At 68.2% G+C, this 16,444-nt stretch carries 17 protein-coding genes and 2 pseudogenes; 7 read left to right on the top strand and 12 right to left on the bottom strand.

Going from position 1 to position 16,444, the window contains the following annotated elements; translation table 11 throughout:
- Positions 1–141: 141 nt before the first annotated feature.
- From A6302_RS15395 to A6302_RS15365, 7 genes and pseudogenes are all read left to right on the top strand, one after another.
- Positions 142–480 carry a P-II family nitrogen regulator gene (locus A6302_RS15395; RefSeq protein WP_069307781.1) on the top strand — a complete coding sequence of 113 codons (339 nt, stop codon included), beginning with the start codon at positions 142–144 and terminating at the stop codon, positions 478–480.
- Between the two features lie 102 nt (positions 481–582).
- Positions 583–1,990: pseudogene (glnA, locus tag A6302_RS15390) on the top strand (type I glutamate--ammonia ligase).
- Between the two features lie 142 nt (positions 1,991–2,132).
- Positions 2,133–2,732 (top strand): hypothetical protein, encoded by a 600-nt coding sequence (locus A6302_RS15385; RefSeq protein ID WP_141703819.1) that lies wholly within the window; start codon positions 2,133–2,135, stop codon positions 2,730–2,732.
- The gene (locus tag A6302_RS15380) at positions 2,732–3,826 is read left to right on the top strand and encodes a methyl-accepting chemotaxis protein (protein WP_069307779.1); all 1,095 of its coding nucleotides are present in this window, start codon (positions 2,732–2,734) and stop codon (positions 3,824–3,826) included. The genes A6302_RS15385 and A6302_RS15380 overlap by 1 nt, the downstream gene beginning before the upstream one ends.
- A gap of 129 nt (positions 3,827–3,955) precedes the next feature.
- The gene (locus A6302_RS15375; protein WP_069307778.1) at positions 3,956–4,138 is read left to right on the top strand and encodes a DUF1289 domain-containing protein; all 183 of its coding nucleotides are present in this window, start codon (positions 3,956–3,958) and stop codon (positions 4,136–4,138) included.
- Positions 4,138–4,332 (top strand): hypothetical protein, encoded by a 195-nt coding sequence (locus A6302_RS15370; RefSeq protein ID WP_069307777.1) that lies wholly within the window; start codon positions 4,138–4,140, stop codon positions 4,330–4,332. The genes A6302_RS15375 and A6302_RS15370 overlap by 1 nt, the downstream gene beginning before the upstream one ends.
- A gap of 194 nt (positions 4,333–4,526) precedes the next feature.
- Entirely contained in the window at positions 4,527–5,414 is an 888-nt protein-coding gene (locus A6302_RS15365; RefSeq protein ID WP_069307776.1) for an ATP-binding protein, read from the top strand.
- A 200-nt stretch (positions 5,415–5,614) separates the two neighbouring features.
- Here the strand turns inward: A6302_RS15365 and A6302_RS15360 are convergent, their stop codons facing one another.
- From A6302_RS15360 to A6302_RS15305, 12 genes and pseudogenes are all read right to left on the bottom strand, one after another.
- Positions 5,615–7,144, bottom strand: coding sequence for a peptidoglycan DD-metalloendopeptidase family protein (locus A6302_RS15360; RefSeq protein WP_069307775.1), 1,530 nt, complete (start codon positions 7,142–7,144; stop codon positions 5,615–5,617).
- A 229-nt stretch (positions 7,145–7,373) separates the two neighbouring features.
- Positions 7,374–7,994, bottom strand: a complete 621-nt coding sequence (locus A6302_RS15355; protein WP_210183349.1) for a protein-L-isoaspartate(D-aspartate) O-methyltransferase — start codon at positions 7,992–7,994, stop codon at positions 7,374–7,376.
- A 77-nt stretch (positions 7,995–8,071) separates the two neighbouring features.
- Entirely contained in the window at positions 8,072–8,830 is a 759-nt protein-coding gene (gene surE, locus A6302_RS15350) for a 5'/3'-nucleotidase SurE (RefSeq protein ID WP_069307782.1), read from the bottom strand.
- Between the two features lie 37 nt (positions 8,831–8,867).
- Positions 8,868–10,141, bottom strand: a pseudogene (serS, locus tag A6302_RS15345) (serine--tRNA ligase).
- A 116-nt stretch (positions 10,142–10,257) separates the two neighbouring features.
- The gene (gene tatC, locus A6302_RS15340; protein WP_069307773.1) at positions 10,258–11,046 is read right to left on the bottom strand and encodes a twin-arginine translocase subunit TatC; all 789 of its coding nucleotides are present in this window, start codon (positions 11,044–11,046) and stop codon (positions 10,258–10,260) included.
- Positions 11,043–11,642, bottom strand: a complete 600-nt coding sequence (gene tatB, locus A6302_RS25430; protein WP_069307772.1) for a Sec-independent protein translocase protein TatB — start codon at positions 11,640–11,642, stop codon at positions 11,043–11,045. The genes tatC and tatB overlap by 4 nt, the downstream gene beginning before the upstream one ends.
- A 151-nt stretch (positions 11,643–11,793) precedes the next feature.
- Positions 11,794–12,015: a twin-arginine translocase TatA/TatE family subunit gene (locus A6302_RS15330; RefSeq protein WP_069307771.1), complete on the bottom strand. Its 222-nt coding sequence runs from the start codon at positions 12,013–12,015 to the stop codon at positions 11,794–11,796.
- 213 nt (positions 12,016–12,228) lie between these two features.
- Positions 12,229–13,356: an ABC transporter ATP-binding protein gene (locus A6302_RS15325; RefSeq protein ID WP_069307770.1), complete on the bottom strand. Its 1,128-nt coding sequence runs from the start codon at positions 13,354–13,356 to the stop codon at positions 12,229–12,231.
- Between the two features lie 44 nt (positions 13,357–13,400).
- Positions 13,401–14,093: an SMC-Scp complex subunit ScpB gene (scpB, locus tag A6302_RS15320; protein WP_069307769.1), complete on the bottom strand. Its 693-nt coding sequence runs from the start codon at positions 14,091–14,093 to the stop codon at positions 13,401–13,403.
- Complete coding sequence (locus tag A6302_RS15315; RefSeq protein ID WP_069307768.1) at positions 14,090–14,938, bottom strand: segregation and condensation protein A; 849 nt, start codon at positions 14,936–14,938, stop codon at positions 14,090–14,092. Before A6302_RS15315 ends, scpB begins: the two co-directional genes overlap by 4 nt.
- A gap of 46 nt (positions 14,939–14,984) precedes the next feature.
- Entirely contained in the window at positions 14,985–15,995 is a 1,011-nt protein-coding gene (nagZ, locus tag A6302_RS15310; RefSeq protein WP_069307767.1) for a beta-N-acetylhexosaminidase, read from the bottom strand.
- A 141-nt stretch (positions 15,996–16,136) separates the two neighbouring features.
- A partial coding sequence (locus tag A6302_RS15305) for an SPOR domain-containing protein (RefSeq protein ID WP_141703817.1) occupies positions 16,137–16,444 on the bottom strand: 308 nt, incomplete at its 5' end.

The raw sequence follows: 16,444 nt of genomic DNA, 5'->3' as shown, positions 1-16,444 counted from the left end.
CAATGTCCGGGGATGCCGCCTCATTTCTCGGCAAAACCGCGGGGTCTTTTCGCATTCCCTCATATGGCACAGGCCGTGCTTGAGGGGCTTGTCAATTCAGTATGGCCGATTGGCCTCACTCATGGCGGAGTCGCGGAGGCAATGAAGAAAATCGAGGCAATCATAAAGCCCTTCAAGCTGGACGAGGTGAAGGAGGCGCTTCAGGAGGTCGGCCTGCAGGGCATCACGGTGACCGAAGCCAAGGGTTTCGGACGCCAGAAGGGCCATACCGAGCTCTACCGCGGCGCCGAGTACGTCGTCGACTTCCTGCCGAAGGTGAAGGTCGAGGTGGTGCTGCCGACCGAGATGGTCGAGAAGGCCGTCGAGGCGATCCGCAATGCGGCACAGACCGGGCGGATCGGCGACGGCAAGATCTTCGTCTCGCCGGTCGAGGAGGCCGTCCGCATCCGGACCGGCGAGACCGGAAACGACGCGATTTGAGGCATCTGCCGAGGTGCCATGCGCCAATGGCGTGCTATAAGTGTCCCGTTCCCTGACCCGGGGGACGGGACATTCAATTCAAGAAAATGCAAGGGAAGGCCAATGACAACCGCTGCCGACGTCCTGAAGATGATCAAGGACAACGACGTCAAGTTCGTCGACCTCCGCTTCACCGATCCGCGTGGAAAGATGCAGCATGTCACGTTCGATGTCGGCCTCGTCGACGAAGACATGTTCGCGGAAGGCACCGCGTTCGACGGCTCGTCGATCGCCGGCTGGAAGGCCATCAATGAATCGGACATGACGCTGATTCTCGATCCCGAGACGGCGCACATGGATCCCTTCTTCGCCCAGTCGACGATGGTCATCACCTGCGACGTGATCGACCCGATTTCCGGCGAACCCTACAACCGCGACCCGCGCTCGATCGCCAAGAAGGCCGAGGCCTACATGGCCAGCGCCGGCATCGGCGACACCGTGTTCTTCGGACCGGAGGCCGAGTTCTTCGTGTTCGACGACGTCAAGTTCGCGACCGAACCCTACAACACCGGCTTCAAGCTCGACTGCACCGAACTGCCGACCAACTCCGACACTGACTACGAGACCGGCAACCTCGGCCATCGCGTGCGCAAGAAGGGTGGCTATTTCCCGGTTCCGCCGGTGGACAGCCTGCAGGACATGCGCTCGGAGATGCTCTCGGTCATGGCCGAGATGGGCGTCACCGTCGAGAAGCATCACCACGAGGTCGCCTCGGCCCAGCATGAACTCGGCATGAAGTTCAACACGCTGACCCGCATGGCCGACCAGATGCAGATCTACAAGTATGTGATCCATCAGGTCGCCAACGCCTACGGCAAGACCGCCACCTTCATGCCGAAGCCGGTGTTCGGCGACAACGGCTCGGGCATGCACGTGCACCAGTCGATCTGGAAGGACGGCAAGCCGGTGTTCGCCGGCAACCAGTATGCCGACCTGTCGGAGATGTGCCTCTACTACATCGGCGGCATCCTCAAGCACGCCAAGGCGATCAACGCCTTCTCCAATCCCTCGACCAACTCCTACAAGCGTCTGGTCCCGGGCTACGAGGCCCCCGTGCTGCTCGCCTATTCGGCACGCAACCGCTCGGCGTCCTGCCGCATCCCCTACACCACCAACCCGAGGCCAAGCGCGTCGAGACCCGCTTCCCCGATCCGGTGGCCAACCCCTACCTCTGCTTCGTCGCCCTGCTGATGGCGGGCCTCGACGGCATCAAGAACAAGATCCATCCCGGCGAGGCGATGGACAAGAACCTCTACGATCTGCCGGCCGACGAGCTGAAGCAGATCCCGACCGTGGCCGGCAGCCTGCGCGAGGCGCTCGCCTCGCTCGACGCCGACCGCGACTTCCTGAGGCCGGCGGCGTCATGGACGACGACTTCATCGACAGCTGGATCGAGCTGAAGATGGAAGAGAACATGCGCTACGAGATGATGCCGCATCCGGTCGAATTCGACATGTACTATTCGGCCTGATCGTCAGTTTCACTGACAGGACGTCCGGAAGGGAGCGCCCATGGCGCTCCCTTTTTCTTTTTCATCGTAAACGAAGCGTTATTTCTTCGGGCTCACCCTTCTTCCGGGATCCGCGCAAGGCGGAACGGGGTGGGGAATCGCCATGGGACTTTCTATTTCTGGAAAAGTGGGCTTCGTCTTCGGAGCCATCCTGCTGCTGTCGGCCGGCACAGGCTATGTCGGCTATCACGAGACGACCAAGGTCGGCGACTACGGCCTCGAGGTCGGCACGGGGCTCGCCCCGCTCGCCGAGGCCGCAAAGGAGATCGAGCTCACCGCGACCCGCGCCCATCTGATCTTCGAGGAAATCGCCTCCGGCGATGCGAACGAGAGCATCGACGAGGTGTGGGGCCTGCTGGACGAGACGATGTTCTTTGCCAATGCCATCCTCGACGGCGGCACGCGTGACGGCGTCACCTACCTGCCGACCGCTTCGCCGGACGTCCGGGCAAAGATGCTCGACACCCGCGCGAAGATCGAGACCTTCATCCGCGTCGCGCGCGAGCGTCATGCCACGCTGAACAGCGGCGACGTCGCGCCGGCAGCGCGGCGGACGAAGCCTTCGACGGCGCCTTCGAAGCCTTCATCGACGCCTCCGGAGAGACCGGCATCCTGCTGCACCGCGAGATCGATGCCGGCACCGCCGCGCTCCGCGCCACCATCACCGAGGCCGGATATCTGCTCGCGGCCTGCAGCCTGCTGATGCTGCTGACCATTTCCGGCGGCCTGCTGTTCATCTGGCGCAATGTCGCCCGCCGTGCCGCGGACCTTGCCACGCTCGCCAATCGGCTCGGCGGCGGCGACACCTCGGTCGCCCTGCCCGACTGGCGCTCGGGCGACGAACTCGGCGCATTGCGCGATGCGATGTCGTCCTTCCGCGATGCGCTCGCCGAACAGCAGCGGCTCAACGGCCAGATCGCCGGCCAGGAAGCCGGACGCCAGGCGGAACGCGCCGAGATGCTGCGCCGGGTGTCCGACGAGTTCCGGCAGTCGACCTCCGGCTATTTTGCCGCCCTCGAAAGCGCCTCCGCGGCCCTCGCCGGCGCCATGACGACCATGGACGCCGCCGCGAAGGTCTCCACCGCCACAGCGGGCAGCACCGAGACCGCAACGTCGATCGTCTCCGCCAACATCCAGACCGTCGCCGCCGCCGCCGAGGAACTGGCCGCCTCGATCGACGAGATCAGCCGGCAGGTGAAGACGACCACCGGCATCGTCGCCGGCGCCTCGACGCGGACCGAGACCACCAACCAGCGCGTGGCGGGCCTTGCGTCGGCCGCCGACAAGATCGGCGAGGTGGTCAACCTGATCGAGGACATCGCCGCCCAGACCAACCTGCTCGCGCTCAACGCCACCATCGAGGCGGCCCGCGCCGGCGAGGCCGGACGCGGCTTTGCCGTGGTGGCGGCCGAGGTCAAGGAACTGGCCAACCAGACCGCCCGGGCGACGGAGGAAATCCGCAGCCAGATCGGCGCCATCCAGGCCTCCACCACCGACGCCGCGGCCGCGATCCGCGAGATCAGCGAGACCATGAAGTCGGTGGATTCGCACACCGCCTCGATTGCCACCTCGGTGTCCGAGCAGGGCGGCGCCACGTCCGAGATCGCCCACAACGCGCAGGAGACCTCGCGGCGCACCGGCGAGGTGTCCCAGAACATGATCGAGATGCGCCGCGCGGTCGATGGCGTCTCCAGATCCTGCACCGAGGCCCGGGCATCCTCGTCGGATGTCAGCCGCCATACCCGCGACCTGAAGGCCGCCTTCGACGACTTCCTGCGCCGCGTCATGGCCGCCTGAGGCCCCCTCTGCGGCATCGTGCGCGTGAATCGTGTCCGCGATGACCGCGAAGCGGTTGATCCGCCTGTCTCAGCGCATATGTTGACGGAACGGCCGCACTCGGGCGGCCGTTCTGCATATGGCGGCAGGATGGCAGGCGTTTCGACCCCTTGCGTGAAGATCTGCGTGATCAACGAGGCGAGCGGCCTGTGCCGCGGCTGTCTGCGGACGCTCGGCGAGATCGCCGGCTGGGGCAGCTTCAGCGAGGCCGAGCGGCAACGCCTGATCCAGATTGCGTCCCGCCGCAGCCTCCCCCTTGCCGGGCGCGCCTGATGCGCAAGCCCTTCCTCATCGTCGGCATCGCAATCCTCGTCACCGCGCTCGGCATCCTGCTGCTGTCGGGCGGCGATCGTCCGATCGCCGGCGTCGATCCGGACGATTTCGCGCGCCTCGCCCAGCTCTCCGCGATCCTGCTGCTGGCCGGCTCCGCGCTGGTCTATTCCCGCACGTCGCGCGCGGCCACCTGAAGGCCCTGCTCACCTGGATCGCGATCGGCGCGGCGCTGGTGGTCGGCTATCAGCTGTTCCACGAGGGCACGGGCATTGACAGTCCGTCCGCGCCTGCCGAAAACGCGGGCTCCGGCACGCCGGTCTGACGCAGCCCCGCCGAGAGGTGCTCACGGCGGCGCCCGCCCTTCCTTGCCTCCCCGAAAGGCCTCCCGGTGACGACCGATCCGATCGCTCTTCTCAATTCCAAGCTCGACCGCCTGATCGCCGCGCTGGAGCGCGCCGTGCCGCCGGTGCCACCGCAGCTCGACCTCGACGCCGCCGACGCCTTCGTCTGGCAGGCCTCCAGCCGCAGCCTGCAGCCGGTGCGCAAGGTCAATCGCGTCGACATCGGCCTGCTCAAGGGCATCGACCGCAGCCGAGACATGCTGGTCGACAACACCGAGCGTTTTGCCCGCGGCCTGCCGGCCAACAACGTGCTGCTGTGGGGCGCGCGCGGCATGGGCAAGTCGTCGCTGGTCAAGGCCGCGCAGGCCGAGGTCAACGCCCGGCTTGCGGCCGATGGGGCGACCGGCTCCTCGACCCTGAAGCTGATCGAGATCCACCGCGAGGACATCGAATCGCTGCCCGACCTGATGGGCCGGCTGCGGCCTGCCCCGCAGCGCTTCATCGTCTTCTGCGACGACCTGTCCTTCGACCACGACGACACCAGCTACAAGTCGCTGAAGGCGGTGCTGGACGGCGGCATCGAGGGCCGGCCGGACAACGTGCTGTTCTACGCGACCTCCAACCGCCGCCATCTCCTGCCCCGCGACATGATGGAGAACGAACGCTCCACGGCGATCAACCCCGGCGAGGCCGTCGAGGAGAAGGTGTCCCTCTCGGACCGCTTCGGCCTGTGGATCGGCTTCCACAAATGCTCGCAGGACGACTATCTGGCGATGGTCACCGGCTATGCGCAGGCCTTCGGCCTCGATGTCGACGAGGAGACGCTGCGGCGCGACGCGCTGGAGTGGGCGACGACCCGCGGCGCCCGCTCCGGCCGCGTCGCCTGGCAATACGTCCAGGACCTCGCCGGCCGCCTCGGCGTACGGCTGTCCTGACGGGGTCGAGGGTCGATGATGGCGAGGGGGACGGTCCGTTCGCCCCTGCGGTGTCGTGGTCCGCGCAGGCGGGCCATCCACGACCTTGAGTTCATGAGGCCTTCGTGGATCCTCCGCCTTCGCGGAGGATGACATCGCAACGAAAAAGCCGGCGCGCTGTCGCGGCCGGCTCTTTTTGCGTCATTTCGAAGCGTCCGCCGTCAGCCGTTGAGATACGGCGACGGATCGACCGGGCGGTTGCCTTCGCGCAGTTCGAAGTGGAGCTGCGGGCGGCTGACCGAGCCGGTAGCACCGACACGGCCGATCATCTGGCCGCGCCGCACCTCGTCGCCGCGCCGCACCAGCAGTTCGCTGGCGTGGGCATAGGCCGAGACCATGCCGTTCGAGTGCTTGATCAGCACGAGGTTGCCGTAGCCCTTGAGCTCGTTGCCCGAGTAGATGACCGTGCCGCCCTCGGCGGCCTTGATCGGCGTGCCTTCCGGCGCGTCGAGATTGATGCCGTCGTTGCGCTCGCCGTTCGGCTTCTTGCCGAAGGAGGAGATCACCCGGCCATTGACCGGCCAGCGGAAGGACTTCGAGGCGCCAGTGTCGCTGGCGGAGGCCTGCGACTGGGACGGAGCGGGCGCAGCCGCGACCGGCGCCGTCGGCGCAACGGACGCGATCTGCTGTTCGGTTTCCCTGTTCGACGGCATCGGCGCCAGACCTGTTGCTGCGGGCTTTGTGGGGGCGGGAGCAGCGGGCGTCCCGGCGGGGGCCGCCGCCGCGGCAGCCGCCGGACGGGCCGGAGCCGGCGTCGGACGCGCCGCGTCGGTCATCGTCTTGGACGGAAGCTGGGCGACCTGGGTCGGCGCCGCGCCGGCCTGACCGGCCTGCGGGATGCGCAGCGTCTGGCCGACCCGGATCGGGTCGCTGGCGTTGATGCCGTTGGCGGCCGCAAGTTCCACCGACCGCATGCCGTGGTCGTTGGCGATGCGGCCGAGCGAATCGCCGGACTTCACCACATAGACGCCGCCCGCGGAGGCGGTGGCCGGTGCATTCGCCGGCAGCTGGCCGAGCGGACGGGCCGGCGGTGCGACGGCAACGGACGGGCTCGTCATCGACGGGGCGCCCGGCATCTGCGGAGCCGTCGGTGCGGCCGTGGCCGGACGGGCAGCGGAATTGTAGACCGGGATCACGATCTGAGAGCCGGCCGGCGCCTGCGACGCGCTCGACAGGCCATTGACCTTGAGGATCGCCGATTCGGGCACGTTGTAGCGGGTGGCGAGCGTCTTGACGGTCTCGCCCGGCCGCAGCGTGACGCTGGAACCACCGGCGCCGCTCCACCCGGGACCGACCGCCTGGCCGGCCACGTTGGCGGTGGCAACCGCCGGAGCCGGGGCATAGACCGCCGGCGCCTGAGCACCGTAATCGGCCGTCGGCGGACGCATCATCGGGTTGCTCGGCGCCTGATTGTAGTCGGACGCGGTCGGGGCACCCTGAACGGGCGGCAGCGCATTGCTGGCAACCGGCGTTCGCGGCGCGGGATCGGCGTTCTGAAGCGACCCGGTGTAGGTCACGTCTCCCGCCGGGGTCGCCTGCCCCATCGTCGCCGTCCGGTTGGACGTCGGCTCGAACAGCGTGTCGAGCCGCGTGACGTCGCCGCTACAACCGGCACCGACGCCGGCCGTGATCGCGAGCGCCGCGACCTGCGAAAGATAACGAAGACGGCTGTTCGTCGTGAAATCGGACATTGAGGTGTCTCGCCAGACCAACTGATACTGGCCCGATTACACCCCGGTAACGTTGACAAACGCTTAAGCCTCACGGCCTTCGTCAGGTTTCCGCTCATATTTTCATCGAAGAAAGCGGGCGTTTCCGGGCATCCACCGCCCTGAAAATTCCTTTCCCTCCGGCTGCGACCACATGGGGAGCCGGCTGAGGAAGCGGCTTGGCGGACTTGCAAAAAGCGATTCGCCGGCTTCAGAGCATGCGGGCGACGCCATCCTCAAGCTTGAGGAAGCGCACCTTGCGCAACTCCGTCCGGGTGAAGGTACGCTCCTGCTTGACGATACGCACGAGGGTCTGGGTCGTGCCCGTGCCGACCGGAGCCACCAGAACGCCGCCGTCCATCAGCTGGTCCAGCAGGGCCCGCGGCACGATGTCCACCGCGGCGTTGAGCACGATGCGGTCGTAGGGCGCATGGCGCGAGTAGCCCTGCGCGCCATCGGCCACCACCGGCACGACATTGTCGAGGCGCAGGGTCTCGAAACGGTCGCGGGCAAGATCGCTCAGGGTGCGGAAGCGGTCGAGCGTGACGACCCTTTTGGCGAGATGAGCGATGATGGCGGTCTGGAAGCCGCTGCCGGTGCCGATCTCGAGCACCTTGTCGTCGGGACGGATGTCCAGCGACTGCAGCACATAGGCGACAGTCGACGGAGCGCTGGCGATCTGGCCGCATTCGATCGGCAGCGCCCGATCCTGCGCGGCATCGGGCTGGTCGCGCGCGCCAAGGAAGAGGCGACGCGGAATCCGCTCGATCGCCACCAGCAGCCGGCGGTCGTTGATGCCCGCGCCGCGAAGTTTCATGACGAGCTCGGCCATGGCCGACCTGTCGGTATCAAGCGGCAACATGATGGCGTGGCGTCCGCTGCTCGAACTTTACCCTGACCCGGAGAGATCTAGCTGGCGAACACTTTTTCAAGGTCGGCAAGGCCCTCGGTGAAGGTCATATCGAGCTTGAGAGGTGTGACGGAAATATGTCCGCTTTCGAGGGCATGGGTGTCGGTGCCCACATCCGGCTCCTTGAAGGCACGCGAATAGGTGAGCCAGTAGTAGGGCTTGCGCCGGCTGTCGATGCGCGCGTCGATCCGCATGCCGTGAACCGACGAGCCCTGCCGGCACACGGAAATGCCGGACACCTCGTCCGGCGCACGGTTCGGGAAGTTGACGTTGATCAGCGTTCCGGGCGCGATTCCGGCGGCGAGCACCTTCTCGATCAGACCGGGGGCATGGACCTCGGCGGTCTCGAAGGGGATGCGCGCGCCGCCGGACCAGTCGAAGGCCTGGCTGAGCGCGATCGAGGGAATGCCGAGCAGCGTGCCCTCGATGGCGGCGGCGACGGTGCCCGAATAGGTCACGTCGTCGGCGGCATTCTGGCCGGCGTTGACGCCGGAGAGGATCAGGTCGGGCGCCTCGCCCATGATCTCGCGCACCGCCATGATCACGCAGTCGGTCGGCGTGCCGCGCACGGCATAGCGGCGCTCGCCGAGTTCGCGCAGGCGCAGCGGATCGTGCAGGGTCAGCGAATGGGCAAAGCCGCTCTGGTCGTTCTCGGGCGCGACGATCCACACCTCGCTGCCGACCGCCCGGGCGATCTTCTCGAGGCTGACGAGCCCCGGCGCCAGGATGCCGTCGTCGTTGGTGATCAGGATTCGCATCGTCGCCATCGCCTTTTTTCGTGTCCGCGGGTCCGTGTCACCCGATCCGGGTGATCCCGCCCATATACGGCAGCAAGGCCTCCGGGACCGTGACGCTGCCGTCCTCGTTCTGATAATTTTCCAGCACGGCGATCAGCGCGCGGCCGACCGCGACCCCCGAGCCGTTCAGCGTGTGGACGAAGCGGGTGCCCTTCCCGTCCGGCGCACGGCTCCGGGTATTCATCCGGCGGGCCTGGAAGTCGCCGCAGACCGAGCAGGACGAGATCTCGCGATAGGCCTTCTGCCCCGGCAGCCAGACCTCGATGTCCCACGTCTTCTGCGAGCCGAAGCCCATGTCGCCGGTGCAGAGCGTCATCACCCGGAAGTGCAGGCCGAGCCGCTTCAGCACTTCTTCGGCGCAGGACAGCATGCGCTCGTGCTCGGCGATCGAGGCCTCGGGCGTCGTGATCGACACCAGCTCGACCTTGGAGAACTGGTGCTGGCGCAGCATGCCGCGCACGTCGCGCCCGGCCGAGCCGGCTTCCGAGCGGAAACACGGGGTGAGTGCCGTCATGCGCAGCGGCAGGTCCTTCTCGTCGAGGATCTCGCCCATGACCAGATTGGTCAGCGGCACCTCGCGGTCGGGATCAGCCAGCGGCCGTCGGTGGTGCGAAACAGATCCTCGGCGAACTTCGGCAACTGGCCGGTGCCGTACATCGCCTCGTCGCGGACCATCAGCGGCGGGTTGACCTCGGTGTAGCCGTGCGTCTCGGTGTGGAGGTCGAGCATGAACTGGCCAAGCGCGCGCTCCAGCCGCGCAAGCTGGCCCTTGAGCACCGTGAAGCGACTGCCGGAGAGCTTTGCGGCGTGCTCGAAATCCATCAGGCCGAGCGCCTCGCCGATCTCGAAATGCTCCTTCGGCTCGAAGGCGAAGGCCGGCATCTCGCCATGGCGGCGATACTCGACGTTGCCGGTCTCGTCCTTGCCGTCCGGCACGTCGGGCAGCGGCGCGTTGGGGATGACGGACAGCGCGTCGGCGAGCGCCTTGTCGAGCTCGCGCTCCTTCTGCTCGCCCTCCTGGATGAAGCTCTTGAGGTCGGCGACTTCGGCCATCAGCGCGCTCGCGCGGGCCTCGTCCTTCTGCGCCTTGGCCTTGCCGATCTCCTTGGAGGCGGCGTTGCGCTTTTCCTGCGCTTCCTGCAGGGCGACGATATGGGCGCGGCGCTCCTCGTCGAGCTTCAGCAGCGTGGCCGACAGCGGCGGCGCGCCGCGGCGCAGGAGGGCTGCGTCGAGCGCGTCGGGCGCTTCGCGGATCCACTTGATGTCGAGCATGAACGTCGCCCCGGAGCGAATTGATTTTCAACGGGGAAGACGTCGCTGATCTTCTCCCGTCGCCGTGGCCGGACGGCTTGTCCGCCTCACCTGCGGGGGATGGACGACCTCGCCGGTCAGGCGTCGGTCGTCACCTCGCGGCTCTCGGATTTCCGCACCATCATGCGCACGGCGATGATCGAGACTTCGTAGAGAAGCATGGTCGGGATCGCAAGCATGATCTGGCTGAGCGGATCGGGCGGGGTCAGGATCGCCGCCGCCACGAAGGCGAGCACGATCGCATAGCGCCGCTTGTCCTTCAGCCCCTGCTCGGTGACGACGCCCATCTTGCCGAGCAGCGTCAGGATCACGGGCAGCTGGAAGGTGAGGCCGAAGGCAAAGATCAGCGACATGATCAGGCCGAGATACTCGCTGACCTTCGGCAGCAGCGAGATCGCCGCCTGGTTCTCGTCGCCGGCCTGCTGCATCGACAGGAAGAAGTGCATCACCGTCGGCATGACGAAGAAGAACACCAGCATCGCGCCGAGGAAGAAAAGGATCGGAGTCGCGATCAGGAACGGCATGAAGGCCTGTCGCTCGGTCTTGTAGAGCCCCGGCGCCACGAACATGTAGATCTGGTTGGCGATCACCGGAAAGGCGATGAACAGCGCCCCGAACAGGGCGATCTTCAGCTGGGTGAAGAAATACTCCTGCGGCGCGGTGTAGATCAGCTCGACCTTGTGGCCAACGCCGGCTGCCTCCTCGTAAGGGATGATCAGCAGGTTGAAGATGTCGGTCGCGAAATAGAAACACACGAAGAAGCAGACCGCGATCGCCAGCACGGTCTTCAGCAGCCGGGAGCGAAGCTCGATCAGGTGGTCGAGGAGCGGCGCGCGCGAGGCTTCGATGTCGTCTTCGTCGCTCATTCGGAAGCCCTCGGGCTCGCTGCGGTGGCAGGGCCCGTCTTGATCGGTTCGGCCGGTACGGGGGGCGCCGCGGGATCGGGCACGAGCGGCATCGGCGCCGGCTCGGCAAGACCCGGCACATGGGAGGCGGGAGCGGCCGGGGCGTTCGCGGCGGGCGCCGCCGGATCAGGCGTGAACACGGGCGCTGACGGCACGGTCTCCGGGGCGACGGGGCGGATCTCCGGATCCGGCGTCAACCCGGTCGCGGCCGGCACGGCAGTGGCGGCGGGTGCCGGCGGGACGTGGCCGCTGCGGATCGAATTGCCGATCTCGCGCACGGGATCGAGGCTCTTCTGGATCTCGGCCTTGAGCCCGGTCAACGGGTTCAGCGCCTTCACGTCGTCGATGGCCTTGCGGGCATCCTGAAGATCGGCCTCGCGCTCGGCCTCGCGCAGGGCCGCGTTGAACTGGCCCTGGAATTCGGACGCCATCCGCCGGCCCCGGCTGATGAAATGGCCGACGGTGCGCAGCAGCTTGGGCAGGTCCTTTGGTCCGATGACGAGGATCGTGACGACCGCAATCACCAGCAGTTCGGTTCCGCCGATATCGAAGAACATGTGATGGAATCCCGTCGACGCTCACGCGGTGACCGCACGACTTTCATGGCAGCCTGGCACGACAGCCTGGTCCGACGGAGTGGGCGCCAACGCACCCGTCCTGGCCCAAGGGGCCGCCACCGTCAGGACGACGGCGGCAGCGCCAATGCGATCAGCCGGTGCTGCCGGCGTCCTTGGTCTTCTCGGTCACCACCGGGTCGCCGGGCTTGCGCTCGAGGCTCTTGGCCTCCTCGGTCTCGTCGGTCATGCCCTTCTTGAAGTTCTTGATGCCCTTCGCGACGTCACCCATCAGCTCGGGAATCTTGCCCCGGCCGAAGAGAAGCAGCACCACCGCAAGGACGATGAGCCAGTGCCAGATGCTGAGCGAACCCATTTCAATCTCCAGTGATTTCGCACGGTCCGAGAATTGGCGGCACTATTGCAGAAAGCCTGTGGCGCCGCAACACGGCCCGGACGGCCGGTTTCCGGCCCTCGTCGGCGGTGTCCCGGCCGCGCGGGATGCCGCCCGGCCGAGGGTTCATGCGCCTTATGTGGGCTGGGCCGACGGCGATTGCCAGCGAAAAGCGACGCCCCCGCGCAGATGTGTTCAGCTCTCGCCCTGGCGAAAAACGAAGACGTCGCGCGGGTCGACAAGGATGCCCACCTCGTCGCCGATGCCGTAGGGCGCGCCGTCGCGGACGCGCGCGCGCAGGTGCCCGTCGAGGCCACCGACCGCGATCTCGAACAGCCAGACCTCGCCGAGGAAACGGCGCCGCACCACCCTGCCCGGCACGCCCTGGCCCGGCGGACCGACCTCGACGCCCTTGATCCGGATGCAGAGCGAGACGGGGCCGCCGTCCGCGATGTCCGGCGCGGCGAAGACGCCGACCGGCGTCTCGACCCGACCACCAGACGCGCGGCCCTCGATCTCGTTCATCTCGGCGAAGAATCGCGCGGTGAAAAGATCGACCGGCTGCGAATAGAGATCCCCGGACGTGCCGACCTGCACGAGGCGGCCCTTGCGCATCAGGGCGATGCGGTCGGCCATGCGCATCGCCTCTTCCGGATCGTGAGTGACGACGATCGCGGTGGCCCCGGTTTCCTTGAGGACCGACAGGGTCTCGTCGCGCACGCTGTCGCGCAGGCGCTTGTCGAGTCCGGAGAAGGGCTCGTCCATCAGCAGCACGGAGGGGCGCGGCACGATGGCCCGGGCGAGCGCCACGCGCTGCTGCTCGCCGCCGGAGAGCGCATGGGGATAGTCCGCGGCATGGGAGGCCATCCCGACGCGGGCGAGCGCGGCCAGCGCGGCGCCAGCCGCCTCCTTGCGGTCGAGCGAGCGCAGGCCGAACATCACGTTGGCAAGGATCGTCATGTGCGGGAACAGCGCATAGTCCTGGAACATCAGGCCGACGCCGCGCCGCTCCGGCGGCACATGCCTGCCCTCGCCGGACACGATCCGCCCGTCGAGCGACACGGTGCCCGACAGCGCGGGCTCAAGCCCGGCGGCGAGCCGCAGCAGCGTCGTCTTTCCGCAGCCGGAGCGCCCGAGCAGGCAGACGATCTCGCCGGCGCGGATCTGCAGCGAGACGCCGTCGACCGACCGCTCCCGTCCGTAGCTGTGGACGACGTTGTCGAAGGCGAGGCCAGCGGGGATCGTGACGCCGGCGGTGCCGGAGCGCCCCCAGCGCTGGAAGTCGTTGGTGCCTTGCGCCGTCTTTGCCGTCGTCTCGGGCAACGATCCGTTCTCCGTTGGGGCCGGGCGGCGGTCCGGACGGATCGTCAGTCCGCCTCCGGCTCCGGGTCCAGTGCCTCTCCGTAGCCGAGAAGGTCGGCCTCGTCGAGGGGCTCCTCCTCCTCGGTCAGCGCGTCGTCGTCGCCGGGCACGGGAATGCGGAAGCCCACGGGAATGTGGCCTTCCAGCAGGCCGGCGCCGCGCAGTTCCTCCAGCCCCGGCAGGTCCGACAGCGCCGGCAGGCCGAAATGCTCCAGAAAGGCTACCGTCGTGCCATAGGTCACCGGCCGCCCCGGCGTGCGGCGGCGCCCGCGCATGCGGATCCAGCCGGTCTCCAGCAGCACGTCGACCGAGCCCTTGGAGGTGGAGACGCCGCGGATCTCCTCGATCTCGGCGCGGGTCACCGGCTGGTGGTAGGCGATGATCGCCAGCGTCTCCAGGGCCGCCCGCGACAGCTTGCGCGTCTCCACCGCCTCGTGGCGCAGCAGATAGGCGAGATCCTCGGCGGTGCGGAAGGCCCAGGCCTCGGCGACGCGGACGAGGTTGACGCCGCGGCCGGCATAGGCCGCCTGCAGGTCACGCAGCACGGCGGCGACATCGCTGCCCTCCGGAAGCCGGCGCGCCAGATCCTCGGTGCTGACCGGGGCGGCGGAGGCAAACAGGATCGCCTCGGCGATCCGCAGCGCCTCGCGCCGGTCCCGCGAGGCAAGGTCGGTGATCGTCGCCCGCGTGCCGCTCATGCCTTGCCTTCCTTGTCGGAGTCCTTGCCGTTCCCGCGCCCCTCGCCAACCGGATCGGCGGCGCGCGGCGTGCCGCTGCGCAGGTAGAGCGGCGCGAAGGCACCGGACTGGCGCAGTTCCAGCCGCCCTTCCCGCGCCAGTTCGAGACTTGCGGTGAAGGCCGAGGCGCGCACGGTGGCGAGCGTCTGCGGATCGGCGAGATAGGGCGACAGGAACTCCTCGAGTGGCACCCAGTCCGCCAGCCGGCCGACGAGCCTCGTCAGGATCTCGCGGGCGTCGGCGAGCGACCAGACCGTGCGGCGGGCAACATGGACCCGCGTCACCATCTGGCGCTGGCGCTGCGTGGCGTAGGCCGCGAGCAGGTCGTAGAGGCTCGCCTGCCAGCGGACGTCGGCCGAGACCGCCACCGGCTCCGGCGCGCCGCGGGCAAAGACGTCGCGGCCGAGCCGGTCGCGGTTGACCAGCCTGGCGGCCGCCTCGCGCATCGCCTCCAGCCGGCGCAGGCGGAAGGCCAGCATCCCGGCCATTTCCTCGCCGCTCGGCTCGTCGCCGGCCTTCTCGGGCGGCGGCAGCAGCAGGCGGGATTTGAGGAAGGCCAGCCAGGCGGCCATGACGAGATAGTCGGCAGCCAGTTCCAGCCGCAGCTTCCGGGCCTCCTCGACGAAGGCCATGTATTGCTCGACGAGGGCGAGGATCGAGATCCGCGCCAGATCGACCTTCTGGTTGCGGGCCAGCGTCAGCAGCAGGTCGAGCGGTCCTTCGAAGCCCTCGACATCGACGATCAGCGCCGGTTCGCCGGCGGGCGGTCGTGCGTCTTCCTCGAAGGGCAGGTCGCGTCCGGTCATCTCGGTTCCTGCACTGCTGGCGGCGGCGCGAGGCGCGGTTCGCGCGTCAGGCCGAGGGAAGAGCGGCGACAGCCTCGTCGAGGCGGATGCGGAGCGCCTCGACATCGGCATCGTCCGGATCGCCGACCGCGGCCAGCGCCATCTCGGCACGGCGGGCGCTTTCGCCATCGAGCGGCCCCGCCTCGCCGGCCACCTGATGCATTTCGGCGAGATCGCCGTTGCAGTGAAGCACGAGATCGCAGCCGGCGTCGAGGCAACGGCGCGAGCGCTCGGCCAGTGAGCCGGCAAGCGCCCCCATCGACACGTCGTCACTGAACAGAAGCCCGCCGAAGCCGATGTGGCCGCGGACGATCTCGGCAATCACGCGCGCCGACGTCGTCGCCGGCTGCGAGGGATCGAGCGCGGTGAAGACGATGTGCGCGGTCATCGCCGCCGGCAGGTCGGCAAGACGGCGGAAGGGCACGAAATCGGTGGCCTCGAGCTCCGCCCGTGACGTTTCCACCACCGGCAGGCCGAGGTGGCTGTCGACGAGCGCGCGGCCATGGCCGGGCATGTGCTTGATCACCGGCAGCACGCCGCCGGCCAAGAGGCCCTCGGCGGTCGCCCGGCCGAGACGGGCGACGGTCTCGGGGTCGGCACCAAAGGAGCGGTCGCCGATCACGTCGCTCTGGCCGGGAATGGAGAGATCGAGGCAGGGCGCGCAGTCGATGGTGATGCCGACCTCGCGCAGGTCGGCGGCCAGCACCCGCCCGGACATCCGGGCGATCGCGTCGCCGCCCGTCACGGCGGCGGCGGCGACGCGCGCGGCCGACGGGATCTTGCGCCAGTTGGGCACGGTCAGACGCTGCACGCGCCCGCCTTCCTGGTCGACGAGGATCGGCGCATCACGCCCGACCGCATCGCGAAACTCGTCGCAGAGTGCACGGATCTGATCACGGTCGGCGATGTTGCGGCGGAACAGGATCAGGCCGAACGGCCGAGTCTGAGCGAAGAAGCGCTTCTCCTCGGCGGTGAGCCGGAGGCCGCTCGCCCCGGAGACGAAACGCGATACGGGCATGGGTCGGATCGTCCGCCGTCTGGAGCATGGGGCGACCGGACCGGAGCGATCCGGCCGGCGCGATCATGCTTCGGATATCGAATCTGGAGCGGGATGTCATCGACCGGGCGCTTCCGTCCGGCCGATGGGTACAGGCCCGCCTCAGCGGGTGACGAGGCAGTCGCCGCCGGCGGACTTCAGCTGGCTGCAGACCCGTGCGGCCTCTTCGCGCGAACTCATCGGCCCGACGCGGACCCGGTAGAAGACGCCCTTGGCGCCGAGGTCGGCGCGCTGGATATCGGCCTGAAGGCCGCCGAGCACCGAGCCGTAGCGGCTCTGCATGCGCGCGAAGGTGCTGCGCGCCTGCTCCTCGTTCGGCACCGAGGCAATCTGGACGCGGTAGCCGGAATCGCCGGCAGCGGGGGCAGCGGGGGCAACAGCCGCCTGCTGCTGCGCCGGAGCCGCGGGCT

It is taken from the genome of Methylobrevis pamukkalensis, assembly GCF_001720135.1.
Lineage (GTDB): Bacteria > Pseudomonadota > Alphaproteobacteria > Rhizobiales > Pleomorphomonadaceae > Methylobrevis > Methylobrevis pamukkalensis.
The sequence above is the reverse complement of the archived record's forward strand: the minus strand, read 5'-3'. Positions and strand labels throughout refer to the sequence as shown.